The sequence below is a fragment of the Streptomyces sp. NRRL F-5122 genome, assembly GCF_001507435.1.
Taxonomy (GTDB): domain Bacteria; phylum Actinomycetota; class Actinomycetes; order Streptomycetales; family Streptomycetaceae; genus Streptomyces; species Streptomyces lannensis.
On the sequence record NZ_LMWH01000255.1, the window covers coordinates 1 to 17,705 of the forward strand.

Consider the following 17,705-nt stretch of genomic DNA (forward strand, 5'->3'; position numbering starts at 1 on the left):
ACCAGCGGCCACCCAGCCCCGAGACACCAACCATCACCATCTCCAAGCCGACCAGAGCGCACCCGACTCGCAGGAAAGATCCCTAAATCACCGGTATTGGGTCTAGAGGGTGAGAACTGAGAGGAACAGAGGACACCGTGCGTGAGATCTTGATCGTGGGCGGCGGGTACGCGGTCTACACCGCGTGGGGCCTGGAGAAGAGGTTGCGGCCGGGCGAGGCGCGCGTCACCATCGTCGACCCCCGCCCGTACATGACGTACCAGCCCTTCCTGCCCGAGGTCGTGGCCGGTTCGGTGGAGGCTCGGCACGCGGCGGTCTCGCTCCGCCGTCACCTCCACCACACGCGTCTGGTGGCGGGGTCGGTGACGGAGATCCGCCACAGCGCGCGCACGGTCACGGTCCGCCCGGAGTCCGGGCCATCCCTCGACCTGCACTACGACGTGCTGGTGGTGACGGTGGGGGCGGTCACCCGGACCTTCCCGATCCCGGCGCTGAGCGATCAGGCGTACGGACTCAAGCACGTCGAGGAGGCGGTGGCGATCCGCGATCGCCTCCTCACCTCGTTCGACCGTGCGGCCGGTCTGCCGCGCGGGCCCGAACGCATCAAACTGCTCACTGTCACCGTCGTCGGTGGCGGATTCTCCGGAGTGGAGGGATTTGGTGAGCTGCTGGCCCTGGCGACCGCGTTGCTCAAGCAGTACCCGGAGATCGGCGCGGACGAACCGGCCTTCCACCTGGTCGAGGCACGGGACCGTATCCTGCCCGAGGTAGCGGACCGGCCAGGCGCCTGGGTGGTGCGTTCACTGGAGAAACGGGGGGCGCGGGTGCACCTGAACACCCAGCTGGTCTCCGCCGAGGACGGCCGGGTGCGGCTGTCGGACGGCACCGAGTACGACTCGGGGCTGCTGGTGTGGACGGCCGGCAACGCCGCCAACCCGATCGTGCACAACCACAGCGACCTGCCCGTCGACGAGCGGGGCCTGCTCACCGTACGGGCGGATCTGCGGGTCACTACGGACACCGAGGTGGTGCCCGACGTCTGGGCGGCGGGGGACGACGCCTCGGTGCCCGATCTCGCGGCCGGGAGGCCGGGCGCGCACACCGTGCCCAACGCCCAGCACGCCGTCCGCCAGGGCAAGCTGTTGGCGAAGAACATCCTGGCGTCGCTGCGCGGCCGTCCGACCAAGGACTACGTGCACCGCAGTCTCGGTGTGGTGGCCACACTCGGGCTCGGCCGCGGCATCTTCCAGTACCGGGGTCTGGTCATCAAGGGGTTCCCGGCCTGGCTGATGCACCGTGGCTACCACGTTCTGGCCATACCGAGCTGGGAACGCAAGACGCGTGTGTTCGCCGTGTGGGTCACGGCCCTTCTCTACGGCCGCGACATCGTGTCGCTGGCGTCGGTGCAGCACCCGAGGGAGGCATTCGTCTCCCGCGGCGAACTGCACCGAAGAGAGGAGCCCGCACAGCCCGGAGGCCGGCTCACGGCATGATGGCGCGGTACAGTCCGCGGCCGGCCCGCTGGACGCGCGAGGCGCCGACGAGACGGTCGAGCGTGCTGCGGACGGCGTTGATGCTGCCGCTGTCGGTGTCGCGTCCCAGCGCCGACGCGACGTCGCGGGCGCGGACCTCGGTGTCCCTGGCCTGCGCGAAGTACGCCAGGATCTGCTCCGTGAGCTTGCCGTACGTCGTGCTGCCGTCGCTCGCCTCGTCGCTCCGGCCTGCCGTGGCCGGGGACTCTACGGCGGCTTCGGCGGTTGCCGCGGCGCGCGCGGCCTCCGGCTTCGTCGGCGACGGGACGCTCACGGGGGCGGGGTCCCGCGGGGTTGGGGCGGCCGCCGGGCCGGTGCCGGGCATGAGGGCCTGAAGGGCGTCGAGCGCCCGCTGCACGGAACCGAGATGGGCTGTGACCGCGGCCAGTTCCCTCTCCAGCGCCTGCTTCTGGATCTCCAACCGGGCCAGGTCCTCCTGGAGACTCTCGGCGGTGCTCTCGATGGCGCGAGCCGTCTGGGTCACGGAGCCCATGGGTTCCTCTCGTCCTCAACCCTGTGTCCTGGCGGGACCGCTCGACGTCCCGGCCCGCCTCCCCCGGCGCGCACCGGGGGGATGCTGGCGAACATCATATGCAGCGGCCCCGTCGGCCGAGACCAGGAGTGAGCGGTCCCACGCAGAGCACACCGTTGATCGGGCCGTCAGGGACGGCGGGCCGGCGGACGGAGCGAGCCCCCGTGGTGCTCCCTTCGTCCGCCGGCGGTGCCTCGTGGTCGCCGGCTGCGGGCAGCCGTCTGATCTTCTCGGACACCGCGTGGATCCGGGCGTCCACCTCGTCGATCGCCTCCCGGAGCACCACGAGCCGTCCCTCCAGGACGGCGGCCTCCGCGGCGAGCAAGAGGGTGACGTCGGCTGGGTCGGTCCGGCGGTCGGCGTCTCGCGTCATCCTCGTGTCCCGCCCCGGCCCGCGTCAGAAGTCCGATGGACGGGCTCCGGGGGACCGGCGGTTGCCCGGGCGCGACTGATGAATGTCTCTGTCATGCTCCTCCTTCGTCGCGGCGGGGCCCGGGCACGGACCGCCACGAGCCGTCGGTACCGCATTGACCGGGTAGTGGAGGAAGCTGTGACAGCCAGCGTGCGGCCGCCGCGTCACGGCAGTTCGCAGCCCGGGGACGGCGCGTCCTGGGAGAAGGGGGCGCCGCGCGGCAGGACGTAGAGGACGTCCAGGACGACGTCCGTGGCTCCCCGGTTCTCGCCGATGTGCACGTGGTCCGCGCCCGACGGCTCCTCCAGGAAGCTACCCCTTTTGTACACGCCGTCGGAGGCGCAGGAGGCGTCGAAATGGCTCAGCGTGCCCTGCTTGACGAAGGCATACAGGGTGCCGTCGTGGTAGTGCCACCCGGTCGCCTGGCCGGGAGGGATGGTGATCTCGCGGAGCACGTAGTCGGTGTCGCCGACGGTCCGCTGGGCCAGGACCCGGCCGCTGACGCCGGGGCCGCCGGGGGCGGCCTGGGCGGTCGTCGAGGCGAGCGAGAGCCCTATAAGGCAGGTTCCGACGACCGCAGCGCGTGCTGAATTACGCATGGTGATTCCTTTCGGTACGGGAGGGCGAATAGCGGCCCGGGGCAAGCGGCCCTTAGGGGCGGTCATAACACTGTATTGCCACTGAGTGGGTCGAGGCGCCAAGGTTCGATCCAACAGTGTGTTTCGTTCCGGAGATGTCGGCGTCTCTCCCATTTCCCGGAGCGGCCCGCGGCCTTGCCAGCACCAGACCGCCCCCGACGATCACGAACGTCTTCACATGCGACACGTTTCATCCCGTCCCAGTTGGTGTGGCACATACGGCGAACCGTGCGGTGGGGACGTGCGGATTTCCGGACGGCGGGCTCGGTTGTGGCAGTGCGGCACCCGGGGGGCTCTTGCGGTGCGGCACCTCAACGGCGGCCGCGCAGCGTCACGGCCAGCAGCTCCGACTCCTCGTACCCTGGGAGAGGGGCGAACCCGTGCGCTGCCAGCTCGCGGGTCAGCTGGGCGCGCGTCGCGGGCCACATCCAGAACGTCTCGGTGTATTCCCGCAGCACGTCCTCGGCGTCCCTGACCCAGTAGTCGGCGCGGGTCCGGATGCGGTAGCCGGCGGCCGACATTGTCATGCGCCCGCCGTAGACGTGCGTGCCGACCCGCTTGTCCGCGAGCAGGCGTACGACGGTGCGGGCCGGGAGCCGGGCCGGCGGCAGCTGCACGAACAGCGAGCCGCCGGGGGTGAGGGCCCTGCCGAGCGCGGGCCACAACTTCTCGCGTACGCCGGGTGGAAGGCAGCCCACCATGTTGTGGCAGACGGCCACGTCCGCGACCGCGTCCAGCGCGGTCTCGTCCAGGGTGTGCGGGTGCACGGTGACCCGGTCCCGCTGCTCGGAGGGCAGGGCGGCGAGCCTGGTCAGCAGCGACGTACGCATAGCCCGGGCGGGTTCGACGGCATGCACGTCGGCCCAGGAGTCGGCGAGGGCCAGCATCGTCACCCGCCCGGTACCGGCCCCGACGTCCAGGACGCCGGTGCGGGCGTCGGCGATCTGGCGTGCGTAGAGCCGGCGGACCCGGGCTTCGTCCGCGTCGGCCTGCAAGATGTCGTAGAACTCCGCGGTGACCGCGTAGGAGTCGGATTCCCGTCGGAGGCCCGACGGTCCGCTGAGGATAGTGCGCATGCCCGACATGACAACGTATGGACAGAGTGTGTGACAGCGAGAACAGGCGCCCGCCGCGCAAGCCGTTGTCACAGAAGCACACGGTGCGCAGTCAATGGACCGGCTCCGTCCGCGACCTTTCGGGACGTTCCGGGACCGGACCGGAGCCCCGGAAAATGTCGTGAGAGCGGAGTACGTCGTCATGACCGCGCGATCCCCCCAGGTATGGCTGCCCGCACAGTTCGGCCGCCTCGCCGATCTGCCCATGGGCCTTGACTACGCACGCTGGGACGGCCGTTCGGCCTTTCCCACGGACCCGGCGGAGGTCGAGTTCTACGTGCCCCCGCTGACCAAAGACATCGGCGTCATTGCCCGGCCGCTGGCCCGGATGACCCGGCTGCAGGCGGTGCAGGCGCTCAGCGCCGGAACCGACGAGCTGCGGGCGGTACTGGATCGGTTGCCCCGTGAGGTGACCTTGTGCAACGCGAGGGGGGTGCCGGCTGCCGCCACGGCAGAGCTGGCCCTGACGCTGATCCTCGCCAGCCTGCGCGGCATACCGGAGTCGCTCCGTGCCCAGGACCGGGAGCACTGGGACCCGCGAACCTTCTCCACCCTGCACGAACGGTCCGTGCTCATCGTCGGTCACGGCGCCGTCGGCTCCGCCCTGGAGGAGCTCCTGACGCCCTTCGGCTGCGCCCTCACTCGCGTCGGGCGCGCGGACAGGGACACGCCCCAAGGGCCGGTGCGCTCCGTGTCGCTGCTGCCCCGGCTCGTCGCGGACGCCGACGTGATCGTGCTGTGCACTCCGCTGACCGCGGCGACCCGCGGGCTCTTCGATGCCGCACTGCTGTCCCGCGTCAAGGACGGCGCCCTGCTCGTCAACGTGTCCCGGGGCGCCGTCGTTGACACCGACGCCCTGCTGAAGGAGGTGCACGGCGGCCGGCTGCGGGCCGCCCTCGACGTGACCGACCCCGAACCGCTCCCACCGGGCCACCCGCTCTGGACCGCGCCCGGCGTCCTGGTCACTCCGCACGTCGGCGCTTTCACCCCCGGCCTGTGGCCCCGTCTCGAAGCGCTCGTGCGACGGCAGCTGGCCCGGTTCGCCGCGGGCGGGGAACTGGAGAACGTCGTCACACGCTGACACCAGGCCTCCCGAGCGTCACCCCTTTGCATGCTCACCGGTTTTGACTGTCACAGGAGTTGATGAATGCACCCGAATACTGTGCAGCGCGACGAATGGTGACGAGATGGGCAAGGGCAGCTGGCCGGTCGGACCGGAGCGGGGGCGCGGTGGAGAGCGGCTCGCCGCGTGGGGGCAAGGACGAACTCACGCGCTGCGAACCGCGGATCACCCCCTGTCGTCCCGCCGAGCTCGCCCGCACCGTGGCACTGCACCGCCGCTGCCCACCGCAGGCGCTGGAGCGCTACCACCGGGCGATGCCCGACCCCGGCACCTATATGCCCGTACTGCTGACCCGCCCCGGTCCACCTGGCCGTGCGGGACAATACCGGACGCCACATCACCGTTGGCCGCCTGATGCCGGATCACTCCGCCGTGGAGGCCGCGTTGCTGGCAGGACCGTGGACTGGGCATCCGCCTGCAGCGGGGTCTGGCGACGCACGCGCTCAGCGGCGGCTGGGACACCCTCTACGTCTCTTCCCAGCGGGCGACGGACGGATCGACGCGATCTGTCTCCCGCCCAGGCGACGTCGCTGGACTGATCGACGAGGCGGTACGGGCCACCGGCTGAACCGCCTGGGTATTGAGGCGCGGTGTCCATGGCACCGAGCCGTCCTCGCGGGCCCCGCTCCGCCACGGACGCCGGGCCGTCTACTTCGGGAGCGCATTCATGAGCACGGATGAGCAGGCCGCTCGCGGGCTGGCCGACGTAGAGGCCTACCTGTACCAGGAGGCCCATCTCAGCGCCGCGCGGCTGCGCGTGGCCGCCTTCCTCGCGCAGTCGGCCGGGCTGAGCCACCGGCAGATACACCGCCACGCCGGGCACCGAGAGCGACACCACGTGCGTCTGCTGAGCCCCTCCCCGGCAACCTGACACAGTAGGCGGCCGTGCCGGTCGTCAGCGAGGAAGGAGCCCGTCGGCTCAGACCCAGGCGACGGCATCCTCGTGCGCGAGGCGCGGCATGCGGTCGAACTCCGGAGGGCTCGCAGGGTGGCCGATGTTCACGACGAGCACGGAGTGCCAGGAACTGTCGGGGAAGAACTCCTTGTCGATCCCCGTCGCGTCGAAGCCGGCCATGGGTCCGGCGGCGAGGCCGCAGGCGCGGACGGCGAGGATGAAGTAGCCCGCCTGGAGGGGGCCGTTGAAGGACGTGATGCCGTCCCGCTGGGCAGGATCGGCGGCGAAGTGCTCCCGCAGTTCGGGCTTGATCGGCAGGATGTGTGGGATGTGCTCGTGGAATCGGTCGTCCACGGCCAGGACCGCGACGGCGGGGGCGGAGGCCGATTTGGGCCGGTTCCCCTCGTCGAGATGCGGTAGCAGGCGTTCCTTGCCCTCGGGCGTGCGGATGTACAGGACGCGCAGGGGCTGCAGGTTCGCGGCGGTCGGGGCCCAGCGGGCCAGTTCCCAGATGCCGGTCAGCGTCGCGTCGTCGACCGGTGTGTCCGTGAAGGAGTAGGCGGTGCGCGCGTCGGTGAAGAGCGCGGCCCGGGCGTCGGCGCCGACCCGGGAAAGAGGGACCGAGGTGGTCACGTCGAATTCTCCTAGCTCGTAAATACGAAGCAGCTCTTTCTAGGAATGTCACTTCGTAAAACAGAGTGACAAGGGGCAGCGTAGCACCCTCGCTATCCTGGAGACATGACGGAAGCAGCGGACCCCCGATCGCCCTCCACGGGCGACGCCCTCACCGGGCAGCACCACCCGGCGGCCTGCGACGGGGCCCTGACGAGGGCGTTCAGCTTCCTCGGTAAGCGGTGGAACGGCGTCATCCTGGCCACGCTGCAGCACGGGCCACTGGGCTACGCCGAGTTGCGGCGCGCGGTGGAGGGAATCAGCGACTCCGTCCTCTCGGAGCGCCTCTCCGAGCTGTCCGGCGCGGGGCTCACCGTGCGCGAGGTCGAGCCCGGACCGCCGGTCATGGTCCGCTACCGGCTCACCCCGGACGGGACGGCCCTCATGCCCATCCTCGGCGAGCTGGCCGGCTGGGCGTCCCGCCACCTGCCCGAGACACCGGCCGCCTCCCAGCGCCGGGCCAAGAACTGAACCGGACGCGCCCTCCCCGGCTCGCATGAGCCGCCGCGGCGACCCGGCGTTAGCCGACACGTCCCGGATCAGGTCGGCGACATGGGTAGGAGTCGGCGGAACGGCACCCCGCCGCACCCCGGTGACCGGGGACCACACCAGAGTGGGGGAGTCCCACGGGGCCCACGGACTCCACCACGGGGAGCCAGGGGCGCGGGGGCGGGGGGCCCACGGCGAGGGTGGAGGCGCGCCCTGGACGGGCGACCCTTCCACCACGAGGAGCTCCCCATGCCCGCGACCGGCCCACAGACCACGACGACCGAACCCGCGCTCGCCCGGTCGGCCGGGGAAGACGACATGGACGCCGCCCTCGGCACCTTCCTAGCAGAGCGGACACGGCTCTTCCGCATTGCGTACCGCATTCTCGGCGACGTCACCGGAGCCGAGGACGTGCTCCAGGAGGTGTGGCTGCGCTGGCAGCTCACCCAGCACGCGGAGGTCGACGACCCGACCGCGTTCCTGGCGACGGCGACCACCCGGCTGGCCGTCGATGTCGTCCGCTCCGCCCGCCACCGCCACGAGGTCCCGGTCGAGCCGCAGCTGGCCGATTTCGGCGACCGGCCACCCTGGACCCCGCACTGAGCGTCGAGCGCAGCGTTGCGGTCGAGGGGGCCTTGGCCCTGCTCATGGCGCGACTGACGCCGGACCGGCTGGCCGCCTACGTCCTGCGCAAGGGATTCGGCTACGCCTACGCCGAACTGGCGTCCCTGCTGCGGATCAGCGCTCCGAACGCGCGCGTGGTGGTGCACCGGGCACAGGCCCGGCTGGAGTCCGGCCGGGAGCGCCCGGTGCCCGTCGAGTCGCACCGCCGCCTCGCCGCGGCGTTCCGGACGGCCGCCCACACCGGCGACCTGGACGGCCTGGTGAAGGTGCTCGCCCCCGCCGCATGACGTGCAACCAACCGTGTCACACTGGTCAGTGTTACCGTTGAGTGGGACGCACCATATTGAGTGTGCATACCAGTGAAGACCGAAGGAACATGTGATGTCCGCAGACCATTCCGCCTTGACCTTCGCGGGCCACGTGGCCGTCGTGACCGGAGCCGGTTCCGGCATCGGCCGGGCCACGGCGGTCGCCTTCGCCGAAGCGGGCGCGCAGGTGCTCGGAGTAGGACGGCGCGAGGCACCGCTGAAGGAGACCGCCGCGCTTCACCCCCGCATCGGTGTCCTGGCGATCGACGTCTGCGGCGAGGGAGCCCCCGCCGAGGTGATCAGGACCGCCGTACGGCGGTGGGGACGCATTGACCACCTGGTCAACAACGCAGGTGCCACAGCGGTGATGAGACTCGCCGACACCGACGAGCAGACTGTCACGAACTTGCTCGCCCTGAACGTCGTCGCGCCGAGTCTCCTCGCCCACGCCGCCCTGCCACACCTGCGCGAGACCTCCGGCACCATCATCAACCTCTCCAGCACTTACGGGCACCGGCCTATGCCGGGCGGCGCGCACTACGCGGCCACCAAGGCCGCCGTCGAACAGCTGACCCGCAGCTGGGCGCTGGAATTGGCGGAGGAGGGAGTCCGCGTCAACGCCGTCGCCCCCGGCCCCACCCGCACCGACGTCATGCTGCACGCCGGACTCACCCCCGAGACCGCCGACGACATGTACGCCTACGAACGCGACCGTATCCCCACCCACCGCATCGCGAGTCCCGCCGAGATCGCCCATTGGGTCCTGCGGATGGCCGACCCCGCGGGACGGCACGCCACCGGCCAGGTCGTCACCGTGGACGGCGGCCTGGAACTCATCTGACAGCGCGTCGGACAGCGAAGTCGATCAGTGGTACTTCCCACCCCCCTCGTGTCACACATCGGGCACCGGACCGGTCAACCCCTCGACCGACCAGGCGTTGAGGAGGCGGATGCACGATGAAGGTTGTGGTGTTCGACGACGGAGGACTCATGGGCGTCGAAACCGCCCTTTGGGTCAGTGACCACGGATACGAGGTGGACATCGTCTCGGCACCCGCCGGGATCGACGCACTCACCCCGGAGGAGGTCGCCGACGCCCTGCACAGCTGTGCGGTGGTGATCGACCTCGTCCGTCAACCGCCCCCCGCTACCGGCGCGTTCCCCACGGAGAACGGCCCGACCGGTGGCCTCTTGCGCGCCGCGATCGCCGCCGGGGTGCTCCGCGGTCGGCGTGGACCGGGTCCGTGATGACGGTGGTGCCTTCACCGCGCTGCGCGCCTGGGAAGTCATGATCGAACGCTCGGGCATCCCATGCTCCATCCTGCGCAGCACTCAGTTGTTCGAGGCCGCCGAGGTCATCGCAGACACGGCCACCGAGGACGGCGCCGTCCGGGTGCCACCGCTGCGCGTGCAGCCGGTGTCCCTGACGGACGTGGCGATGTACCTCGCGCACATCGCGGTGTCCCGGCCCCTGGGCGGAGCGCGCGAGATCGCCGGCCCCGAACAGTTCGGGCTGGACCGGTTCGTCCGTATCGCCCTCGCGACGGACGCGGACCGCCGGCCTGTCCTCACGCACGCCCATAGCCCCTTCCTCGGCGCTCGCCCGCGCACATGGGACCTCCTGCCGGGCCCCGGCGCCTTTGTCGCGCAGACCAGTTACCTGGAGTGGTTCGTCGGCCGCCCCGTCCCCGAGGTCAGCTCCTGACCCCGCCCACCCCGAACCCACCCTCGCAGGAAGAGGGCCACGGATGACGACACTGGACATCGAACTGCTCGGTGCGATGCGCGAACTCGCCGCCGTACCACTGGCGTCAGATACCTCCCCCGGCGGCGGACGGCCCCCGCGCCGCTTCGCCCTGGAGCTGCACGTCGCGGACGAGCGGACCCGGGAACTGGAGGCCGAACTCCAAATGGCCGCCACGACCGACGGACCACACCTGCGCCTCGCGCGGTCTTCCGTGGCGACTACGCCCTCCAGGCGGTCTGGCTCGGGGTGACAGTCGACGTCGTCATGGCTGCCGTAGCACTCGTTTTGGGTGTTAGAGCATTCAGCCGGCTCGACGCGTGACAGCCACGGCAACTGTGGTTCGTGATCTCGGCAGGTCGTGGGTCATGCGGCCGCGGTGCCACTGTCACGTTGGATTACCGGCGGAATGGACACTGGGGTGAGCATGCTGGAGGGGTCGCTGGTGGGGAGGGTGTCGCCGTTGTTCAACGGGCACTGGTACCCGGGCGAGGTGATCTCGCGCTGTGTGGCTGTATTTCCGCTTCCCCCTTTCATTCCGTGACGTGAAGGAGCTGATGCCCCAGTCGGCGTGATCGTTGCCTACGAAACGGCGGTACGAGATCTACCAGAGTGCCGTGCATGGACCCCGGCAAGAACCGTGGCACCGGCCACCGACAGCGGAACTGCTCTCATCGTGGTGGTGCTGTGGGCCGACCGGGAATGCCTGGTTCACACGTTGGGACGAGTACGTGGGCCGCGCCCACCGCGTGGACCAGGCACAGCGGTTCCGCCGGCCGGTCACGAGGGGCTCCTGTGGACCCTTCTGCGGGCTCGACCGGTGGCCGCGTACGGACCGCCGTCGTGTGAACCCTGGCGGGGAGCAGACGGACCGCGATGGCTGCCGCGTGGGCGGCAGCCATCGTGTGTTCTTCGTGTTCCTCCTCTCTATTGAGGGAGGATCTTCGCCAGGGAGAAGTGGTCGATGTTGGCCACTCCGGGGGTGCTGCCGAGGGCTTTGACGTACAGGTCGTGCGTGCCGCTCGTCGCGGCGATCGTGAAGGTCTGGTCCAGGTAGGTGTCCCAGGCGCCGGTGCTCTCCACGGTGACGGTGCCGATGAGCGGGCCGGTGGTGGAGTCGACCCGGATCTCGAACGTGCCGCCCGAGTAGGGCTTTTCACTGCCGATGCTCGCGATGAGGAGGTCACGACCGCTGCCGAAGTCGACATCGTCGTACCGGACCCAGTCGCCGCCATCGAAGCTGCCGAGCACGGTGCCGGTGCCGGCGGCGTGTGTGCTCACTCCGCTGCCGTCGCTGTACGACTCGGCCTGCACCTTCGTCGTCCTGGTGACGACACCCGCCTGCCACATCGGCGCGCCGTACTGGTAGGCACCGGCGCTCGGCTGCGGATCGTTGTACCCGTCGGTGGCCGGGGGCCGTACCAGCGCGTAATCGCGGGCAGGCGAGGACGACTTGAGGGTGAAGTCGTGATCGGCGGGATCGGTGAACTGCGGGCCGGCCGACTGAGGCAGGTTGTTGGTGGACGACACGCCCTCCATGGTGTCGGCGTCTCCGATGTTGTTGGCCACCTCGGTGTCCGAGTAGGTGCCGCCGAAGAGGCTGACGGACTTGCGGTCCGTGCCGCTGGTGTTGTTCAGAATACGGTTGCCGGTCGTGCTGCCCCCGTTGGGGTTGATCAGCACGACCCCGTAGGTCGTGCGGTTCCATGCGACGTTGTCGTAGACGGTGCTGTTGTACGTCGACAGGTCCAGGTAGACGCCGGGCGCCGGGGCACTGGCCGCGAAAAGCGCGGCGTCGTGCAGGTGGTTGTGGTGGATGGCCGTCCCCGCGAGATTCACCTGGCAGCAGATGTAGATCGCGCCGACGTCGACGACCAGGTTCCCGTAGTCGGAGAGGTCGTTGTAGGCGATTTCGTGGCCGGAGGCCGTGGTGCCGGCGACCTTGTTGTCGATGTTGATGTCGCTTCGGCCGCTGTTGATCACGGTGTTGTGCGTGATGGTCTGGTCCCGTCCGAGCACGTTGATCCCGGCCGCGTAGCTGCCCCGGTAGTCGACCCGGGTGATGAGGTTGTTCGTCACCACGTTGCCGGAGCCGGAGAGCACGACCCCGTTGCCGGCGCTGTAGTCGATCCGGCTGTTGCTCAGGGTGTTCGACGTACCGCCCAGGAGGATGCCGCTGGTCGTCTCCCCCGCCGTCAGCACGTCGCACGGGTCGGGCGGTGTGACCTTGCCAGGGTCGGTCTTCAGGTCCATGTAGTGGGAAACGTATGTGGCCTCGATGCCGTCCAGGACATTGTGGGTCGACGTCGAGGAGGTCCGGACGGTCGCTGCCCTGATACCGATGCCGACCACGGAGACGTAGGAACGTCCCGACAGGTCGACGGCGACGTCGCGCTGTTTGGCCTCGACGGTGTGTGCGGCCGGGCTGCCGCCGTCCGGCATCCATATGTAGAGGCGGTGCGCGTCCTGGTCGTAGAACCACTGACCGGCGTGGCTGAACGCCTGGAGCTTGCCGGTGAGGGAGTACAGGTTCCGCTGGTTGGGGCTGAGGCTGACGCAGGCGGTGGACAGACCCGTCGCGGTTACGGAGCCGACACGCGAACCGGTGACCGTGCCGGTCTGGCTGACGAACCAGTTGTGCGAAGTCAGCCGGGCTCCCTTCCAGTACCCGTCGGGCTGGGTCAGGGCGTCGTCGTACAGCGTGTCGTCGGTGCCTGCGTCGGCCGAGTTGTACTCGGGCCTGGTCGGGTCGGTGCCGGGGTAGGGCCACTGCGCCTCGCCGAGCATGGTGCCGTCGAGGAAGAGCTGATTGCCGGGCAGTGAGGGGTCGAGGTCGATGTCGGTCCGGTAGATCTTGCCGGCGGCCGCTGCCACGGCGAAGTCCGAGCCGGTCAGCGTCGGGTCCGCTTGCTGGAGCTTGGTCACGTCGGAAGGCGTGACGGGGGACCAGCCGGTGACCGGGTCACTGCCTTCGACGACGACGTCTGCACCGGGCGCGGCGCGGTAGGTGATCCGGGCGGAGGCGGTACCGCTCCGGGCTGGTCTGATGGTCTCCCGGTAGGTACCGGAAGCAATCACACAAGTGTCGCCGGGCAGGGCGGCGGAGGCGCATTCCTGCACGGTGCGGAAGGGACGGTGCGCGGTTCCGGGGTTCCTGTCGGATCCGGCACTGCTCACATAGCGGGTGGTGTGGGCGGCTGCCTGCGCCGTTGCCGGAAGGGCGGTCGCCAGCGCGGTCACCACGGTCGCCGCCGTGGTGCCGATGGCCAGTGCGCGATGTCTCCATTGCATGGTCTATCCCATCGCCTATCGATAATCGCGAGTCGATGGTCAATATAGGGCCCCGGTGCGGGACCGCGTAAGACACGAGCCGAGAGGTGTGCGGCGCGGGCGTGGTGGCCACGGCCTCGCCTGCGGCGGAGGGCAGGGCGTTGCGGTCGGGAGTTGCGCAGGCTGCGTGCTCCGGGTGCGCACGGCCGGCCGAGGAGGCGCGCACCCGACGTCATACGAAACGACCAGGTGAAGTGCCCCGCAGCGTTGTTCACACGGCTGATCGCCTCCGCTTCACAGCGCACCTCGTGAAAGGGCCGGGGCGGAGGTCAGGAGAGGGCGACAAGGACGGCTGTCCGTGCAGCAGGGGGTGTCCCGGGGCGGCGCCGCCGGCGTTCAGCCGTGGCCGAGGATGCCGTCGTCCCCGCGTGCGTGTGCCGCGAACGCGGCGGCGGCACGATCGGCGTCGGCCGACTCGAGCATGTCCAGCAGCACGCCGTGGTGATCCGCCATCTGTGTCCAGTCCCCGGTGAACAGGGGGTCGGAGACAACACGCAGGGCACGCAGGCTGGGCTCCATCAGGCTCCAGATCCGCGTGAGAAACGGGTTGCCACTGGCTTCGCACAGGGCTCTGTGAAAGCCGATGTCAGCGTCCCTGAACCGTCCGATGTCGCCCGCGGCGGCGGCTTCCCGCATGGCCCGCACCTGGGAGCTCAGGCCCTCCATGGCTGTGGCGGTGCAGCGCTCAGCGACCGCGCGGGCAGCGAACTCCTCGATGATGACCCGTACGGCCCGCGCGGCGTCCGCGTCCTGCGAGGACACGTCGGCGACGAAGCTGCCGCGCCGGGGGACGTGATCGGCCAGGCCCTCGTGGACGAGCCGCTTCACCGCTTCCCGAACCGGAGCCTGGCTCACCCCCAGGTCGCGGGCGATCTCTGCTTCGACGAGCCGGTCCCCGGCCTTGAGGTCTCCGCCGATGATCAGGCCCCTGACCCGGGTGTACACCTGATCGGACAGCAGTACCCGCGTCAACGGTTCACCGACGCCCGCCATGACAGCCCCCTCGGGTCTCGGAACGTTTTCACATCGTATCGATGATCGTGCGTCTGCGATGCAGCTCTTGACAACCGTCGAACGAGGATCATCATATCGCCTATCGATAGACGATAATCGATAGGAGCGGGGACATGGGCCAAAGAAAATCCATCAACGCTGCGGCCGGCATCCTTCTGGGCCTGAGCCTGACGACGGCCTGCGGGGGCGGGGGGTTCGATGGGGACTCGGCCGGCGATCCGGAGTCGGGGGCCACCGGCACCGTACGGATGCTGGTCAACATCACGCCGAACCTGACCAGGGCCTACTGGCGAGAGCTGGTTGCTCCCTTCGAGAAGGCCAATCCGGGTATCAAGGTCCAGATCGACTCGCCCACGGCTGCCGACGGCTCCGTGGACAGCACGCTCCAGCAGCTGCTGGCGGCCGGGAACGCTCCCGACGTCGTGGAGGGATCCCACAGCGACAAGGTGGTTCCGTACCTGCGGGACCTGTCGAAGCTGAACTGGGCCGCGAACGCACCCATGGCGGACGCACAGCGTCTGGACGGCCACCTGTACGACGTCGCCATCGGACAGCAGGTGCAGTCGCTCGTCTTCTACAACAAGGAGGCGTTCACCAAGGCGGGTGTCACCGCACCGCCCACCACCATGCGGGAGCTGACGGCAGCGATGGGGAAGCTCAAGGCCTCCGGCTACCTGCCCCTGCAGACGGCCGGCGAGTGGGTCACCCAGGCCCAGGTAATAATGCTTTTCGCGCCGACGGTGACCACGGACGATCCGGAGTGGTTCAAGCAGGCCGCACGAGGCGAACGCTCCCTGAGCACCGACCTGGGCCCGTCCATGAACCTGTACAAATCCTGGCTGGACAAGGGCTACCTCGACAAGCAGGCTCTGGGTACCAAGTATGCCGAAGCGGAAACCGACTTCCTCTCGGGCAAGGCAGCGATGTACCCCATGGGCTGCTGGTTCGTGGCCGCGGAGGCACAGGCGAAGAAGGACTTCAAAGTGGGCGTATTTCCCGCGCCCCAGCTGAACGACTCCGCCACGCCGAGACTGTCGGTGACACCGGGAGCGAATTACCGCATCTTCAAGGCGAGCAACCGCCAGAAAGCCTCGGAGAAACTCGTTCAGTTCCTGACCACCGACCACGCCGCCGTGGCCAGCCAGCTCAAGCAGGACTCCTCGTTCCGCACCGGCTACCCCTACAAGCTCTCCCCGCTGGCCGACGACGTGCAAAAGCTCCTCGACGACTCCGCGGGCCACCAGGCCATCGTCGGCAGCGGCGCCTACCAGATGCCGGCCGGGTTCGAGGCCGAGCAGAACAAGCAGGTGCAGAGCCTGTACACGGGCGGCGACGCGGCCACCGGGCTGAACAAGGTGGACACCTGGCTGAAGGCGCACACGAGATGAGCCTGTCGACCACCGCCCGGCCGGTGCGGGCCCTGCGGGATCTGTTCGCGACCGCACGCGGACGGGACCGCCTGACGGGGCTGGTCATGACCGTTCCGGCGGTTGTTCTCTTCGCTATCATGATGATCGTGCCGTTGGTGCTGTCGGGTTATCTCAGCCTGACCGACTGGGACGGCTACACGGCGCACCCTGCGATGGTCGGCCTGGATCACTACCGCAGTCTGCTGCACGACCCGGAGGTGCGCCAGGCGGCCTGGATCACCGGCGTGCTGGCGGTCGTCGGCACCATCGCCGTCAACGCCGTGGGCCTCGCACTCGCGCTCGCCATCTCCGCCCCGAGCCGCACGAACACCCTGCTGCGCACCGTGTTCTTCTACCCGTACGTCATCAGCGCGCTGATCATCGGCTTCCTCTGGTCGGCCCTGCTGTCGACGAACGGGGCCGTCAACAGTGCGCTGCGCGCGGCCGGACATGCCGGCCTGCCCTTCCTCTCCCAGCCCGGATGGGCACTGGCGAGCCTGATCGGTGTCGTGGTCTGGTCGGGGTTCGGTTTCACCCTGGTGCTGTACATCGCCGGTCTGCACACCGTTCCCGCATCCCTGCTGGAAGCCGCCCGGATCGACGGCGCCGGCCGGAGCCGAATCCTGCGCAGCGTGACCCTCCCGATGATCGCGCCGGTGGTCACCGTCAATGTCGTGCTGACCCTGGTTACCCTGCTGCGCTCCTACGATCTGGTGCTCTCGTTGACGGGAGGCGGCCCGGCGGGCAGCACCGAGACGGCCGCCTACTTGATCCTCGCCCAGTCCTTCCAGGACAACGCCCTGGGGTACGGCTCCGCCCAGTCGATGGTGCTGACGGTGGTGACCGGCATCGCCGCGCTGGCGATCACGTTCCTGCGGCGCCGCGCCGACGAGAGAGCGGGGGCGTGACCATGGTTGCCGAACCCACCACCGGACCGCCCCTGGCCTCCCGCGGCGTGGCGCCCGTCATCGTTCCGGCCGCGGACCTGCCGCAGCCGGCGTCCCCCACCGGGCCCGGACGCCGTCGGCACCACATGCTGTCCAAGGCGTCGTTCTGGCGGTTGCCGATGCTCCTGCTGGCCGCCTCCTTCATGGTGATCCCGCTGTGGCTGCTGGTGGTCAACGCCTTCAAATCCGAACAGGACGTCCGCGAAGCCCCGTTCGGCCTGCCGTTGGGCCGCCTGACCCTGGCGCCTCTGCGTGCCGCCCTCACCGATCCAGACTTCGACGTCGTGCGGGCTTACGCCATCACGCTGCTCTTCGTCCTGCTCGTCAACGTCCTGTCGCTGGTGGTCTCCGCCCCCGTGTCGTTCGTGATCGCCCGCGGCACGACCCGGTGGCACACCGCGCTGCTGCTGCTGTTCGTGGCGGGGACGTTCGTACCGAGCCAGGTGCTGCTGATCCCGGTGGTCTACGTCCTGAAGTACCTGGGGCTGATGGGCACCGTCACCGGCTTCGTGCTCTTCGAGACCGCGCTGACGCTCCCGGTGTCGGTGTTCTTGTACAGCGCCTACATCCGGACCATCCCCAGGGAGCTGGACCAGGCCGCCGCCGTGGACGGCCTGGGAAGGCTGCGCACTTTCCACTTGGTCGTACTGCCGCTGATGCGGCCGATCGTGGCGACGGCGGTGATCCTGCACAGCCTCAGCGTGTGGAACGACTTCGCCAACCCGCAGATCATCCTGGGGCCCGGAAGCGGGCTGTACACCGTCACCACCGGGGTCTACGCGGCGGTCGGCAAGTACTCGACGCACTACGAGGTGGTCTTCCCCAACCTGCTCCTGGCCGTCGCTCCCGCACTCGCCTTCTTCGCGATCATGCAACGGCACATCATCGGCGGCCTCACCTCCGGCGCAATGAAGGGCTGAC

The 17,705-nt window shown here is 69.4% G+C and carries 20 protein-coding genes; 13 read left to right on the plus strand and 7 right to left on the minus strand.

Annotated elements, in window-relative coordinates; all coding sequences use genetic code 11:
* Nucleotides 1–137: 137 nt before the first annotated feature.
* On the plus strand, nucleotides 138–1,493 hold the full coding sequence (locus ADL25_RS33460; RefSeq protein WP_059131662.1) for an NAD(P)/FAD-dependent oxidoreductase: 1,356 nt from the start codon (nucleotides 138–140) through the stop codon (nucleotides 1,491–1,493).
* Here ADL25_RS33460 and ADL25_RS33465 read toward each other — a convergent pair.
* The 4 genes from ADL25_RS33465 to ADL25_RS33480 form a co-directional block, all read right to left on the minus strand.
* Nucleotides 1,483–2,025, minus strand: a complete 543-nt coding sequence (locus ADL25_RS33465) for a hypothetical protein (RefSeq protein ID WP_059131663.1) — start codon at nucleotides 2,023–2,025, stop codon at nucleotides 1,483–1,485. The genes ADL25_RS33460 and ADL25_RS33465 overlap by 11 nt on opposite strands.
* A gap of 94 nt (nucleotides 2,026–2,119) precedes the next feature.
* Nucleotides 2,120–2,437, minus strand: coding sequence for a hypothetical protein (locus tag ADL25_RS48470; RefSeq protein ID WP_063805788.1), 318 nt, complete (start codon nucleotides 2,435–2,437; stop codon nucleotides 2,120–2,122).
* 203 nt (nucleotides 2,438–2,640) lie between these two features.
* Nucleotides 2,641–3,075, minus strand: a complete 435-nt coding sequence (locus tag ADL25_RS33475) for a cupin domain-containing protein (protein ID WP_059131664.1) — start codon at nucleotides 3,073–3,075, stop codon at nucleotides 2,641–2,643.
* Nucleotides 3,076–3,425: 350 nt separating this feature from the next.
* Nucleotides 3,426–4,190, minus strand: coding sequence for a class I SAM-dependent methyltransferase (locus ADL25_RS33480; RefSeq protein ID WP_059131665.1), 765 nt, complete (start codon nucleotides 4,188–4,190; stop codon nucleotides 3,426–3,428).
* A 181-nt stretch (nucleotides 4,191–4,371) separates the two neighbouring features.
* Here ADL25_RS33480 and ADL25_RS33485 point away from each other — a divergent pair, with 181 nt between their 5' ends.
* Together ADL25_RS33485 and ADL25_RS33490 are read left to right on the plus strand one after the other, a co-directional pair.
* Complete coding sequence (locus ADL25_RS33485) at nucleotides 4,372–5,310, plus strand: 2-hydroxyacid dehydrogenase (protein ID WP_059131696.1); 939 nt, start codon at nucleotides 4,372–4,374, stop codon at nucleotides 5,308–5,310.
* 709 nt (nucleotides 5,311–6,019) lie between these two features.
* On the plus strand, nucleotides 6,020–6,223 hold the full coding sequence (locus ADL25_RS33490) for a hypothetical protein (RefSeq protein ID WP_059131666.1): 204 nt from the start codon (nucleotides 6,020–6,022) through the stop codon (nucleotides 6,221–6,223).
* Nucleotides 6,224–6,271: 48 nt separating this feature from the next.
* On the opposite strand, the gene ADL25_RS33495 is transcribed toward ADL25_RS33490, so the two are convergent.
* A complete protein-coding gene (locus ADL25_RS33495; RefSeq protein WP_059131667.1) occupies nucleotides 6,272–6,880 on the minus strand; it encodes a malonic semialdehyde reductase in 609 nt (202 codons plus the stop codon).
* Between the two features lie 105 nt (nucleotides 6,881–6,985).
* On the opposite strand from ADL25_RS33495, the gene ADL25_RS33500 reads away from it, so the two are divergent.
* The 7 genes from ADL25_RS33500 to ADL25_RS33525 all read left to right on the plus strand — a co-directional run bounded on the left by ADL25_RS33500 (nucleotide 6,986) and on the right by ADL25_RS33525 (nucleotide 10,337).
* Complete coding sequence (locus tag ADL25_RS33500; RefSeq protein ID WP_059131668.1) at nucleotides 6,986–7,390, plus strand: winged helix-turn-helix transcriptional regulator; 405 nt, start codon at nucleotides 6,986–6,988, stop codon at nucleotides 7,388–7,390.
* Between the two features lie 267 nt (nucleotides 7,391–7,657).
* Complete coding sequence (locus tag ADL25_RS50890) at nucleotides 7,658–8,011, plus strand: sigma factor (protein WP_059131669.1); 354 nt, start codon at nucleotides 7,658–7,660, stop codon at nucleotides 8,009–8,011.
* A 44-nt stretch (nucleotides 8,012–8,055) separates the two neighbouring features.
* Nucleotides 8,056–8,319, plus strand: coding sequence for a sigma factor-like helix-turn-helix DNA-binding protein (locus ADL25_RS50895; protein WP_234381132.1), 264 nt, complete (start codon nucleotides 8,056–8,058; stop codon nucleotides 8,317–8,319).
* A 94-nt stretch (nucleotides 8,320–8,413) separates the two neighbouring features.
* On the plus strand, nucleotides 8,414–9,181 hold the full coding sequence (locus tag ADL25_RS33515) for an SDR family NAD(P)-dependent oxidoreductase (RefSeq protein ID WP_059131671.1): 768 nt from the start codon (nucleotides 8,414–8,416) through the stop codon (nucleotides 9,179–9,181).
* Nucleotides 9,182–9,297: 116 nt separating this feature from the next.
* Nucleotides 9,298–9,588 carry a hypothetical protein gene (locus ADL25_RS50900; RefSeq protein ID WP_234381133.1) on the plus strand — a complete coding sequence of 97 codons (291 nt, stop codon included), beginning with the start codon at nucleotides 9,298–9,300 and terminating at the stop codon, nucleotides 9,586–9,588.
* Nucleotides 9,572–10,045 carry a hypothetical protein gene (locus ADL25_RS50905; protein ID WP_234381134.1) on the plus strand — a complete coding sequence of 158 codons (474 nt, stop codon included), beginning with the start codon at nucleotides 9,572–9,574 and terminating at the stop codon, nucleotides 10,043–10,045. The genes ADL25_RS50900 and ADL25_RS50905 overlap by 17 nt, the downstream gene beginning before the upstream one ends.
* A 43-nt stretch (nucleotides 10,046–10,088) precedes the next feature.
* The gene (locus tag ADL25_RS33525) at nucleotides 10,089–10,337 is read left to right on the plus strand and encodes a hypothetical protein (protein WP_059131672.1); all 249 of its coding nucleotides are present in this window, start codon (nucleotides 10,089–10,091) and stop codon (nucleotides 10,335–10,337) included.
* A gap of 674 nt (nucleotides 10,338–11,011) precedes the next feature.
* Here the strand turns inward: ADL25_RS33525 and ADL25_RS33530 are convergent.
* Both ADL25_RS33530 and ADL25_RS33535 read right to left on the minus strand, forming a co-directional pair.
* Entirely contained in the window at nucleotides 11,012–13,375 is a 2,364-nt protein-coding gene (locus tag ADL25_RS33530) for a carbohydrate-binding protein (RefSeq protein WP_059131673.1), read from the minus strand.
* Between the two features lie 375 nt (nucleotides 13,376–13,750).
* The gene (locus ADL25_RS33535; protein WP_059131674.1) at nucleotides 13,751–14,407 is read right to left on the minus strand and encodes a GntR family transcriptional regulator; all 657 of its coding nucleotides are present in this window, start codon (nucleotides 14,405–14,407) and stop codon (nucleotides 13,751–13,753) included.
* 134 nt (nucleotides 14,408–14,541) lie between these two features.
* Here ADL25_RS33535 and ADL25_RS33540 point away from each other — a divergent pair, with 134 nt between their 5' ends.
* From ADL25_RS33540 to ADL25_RS33550, 3 genes are all read left to right on the plus strand, one after another.
* Complete coding sequence (locus ADL25_RS33540) at nucleotides 14,542–15,816, plus strand: ABC transporter substrate-binding protein (RefSeq protein WP_059131675.1); 1,275 nt, start codon at nucleotides 14,542–14,544, stop codon at nucleotides 15,814–15,816.
* Nucleotides 15,813–16,745, plus strand: coding sequence for a carbohydrate ABC transporter permease (locus ADL25_RS33545; protein ID WP_059131676.1), 933 nt, complete (start codon nucleotides 15,813–15,815; stop codon nucleotides 16,743–16,745). The genes ADL25_RS33540 and ADL25_RS33545 overlap by 4 nt, the downstream gene beginning before the upstream one ends.
* A gap of 125 nt (nucleotides 16,746–16,870) precedes the next feature.
* Nucleotides 16,871–17,704: a carbohydrate ABC transporter permease gene (locus ADL25_RS33550; RefSeq protein WP_059131697.1), complete on the plus strand. Its 834-nt coding sequence runs from the start codon at nucleotides 16,871–16,873 to the stop codon at nucleotides 17,702–17,704.
* The last annotated feature ends 1 nt before the right edge of the window (nucleotide 17,705 follow it).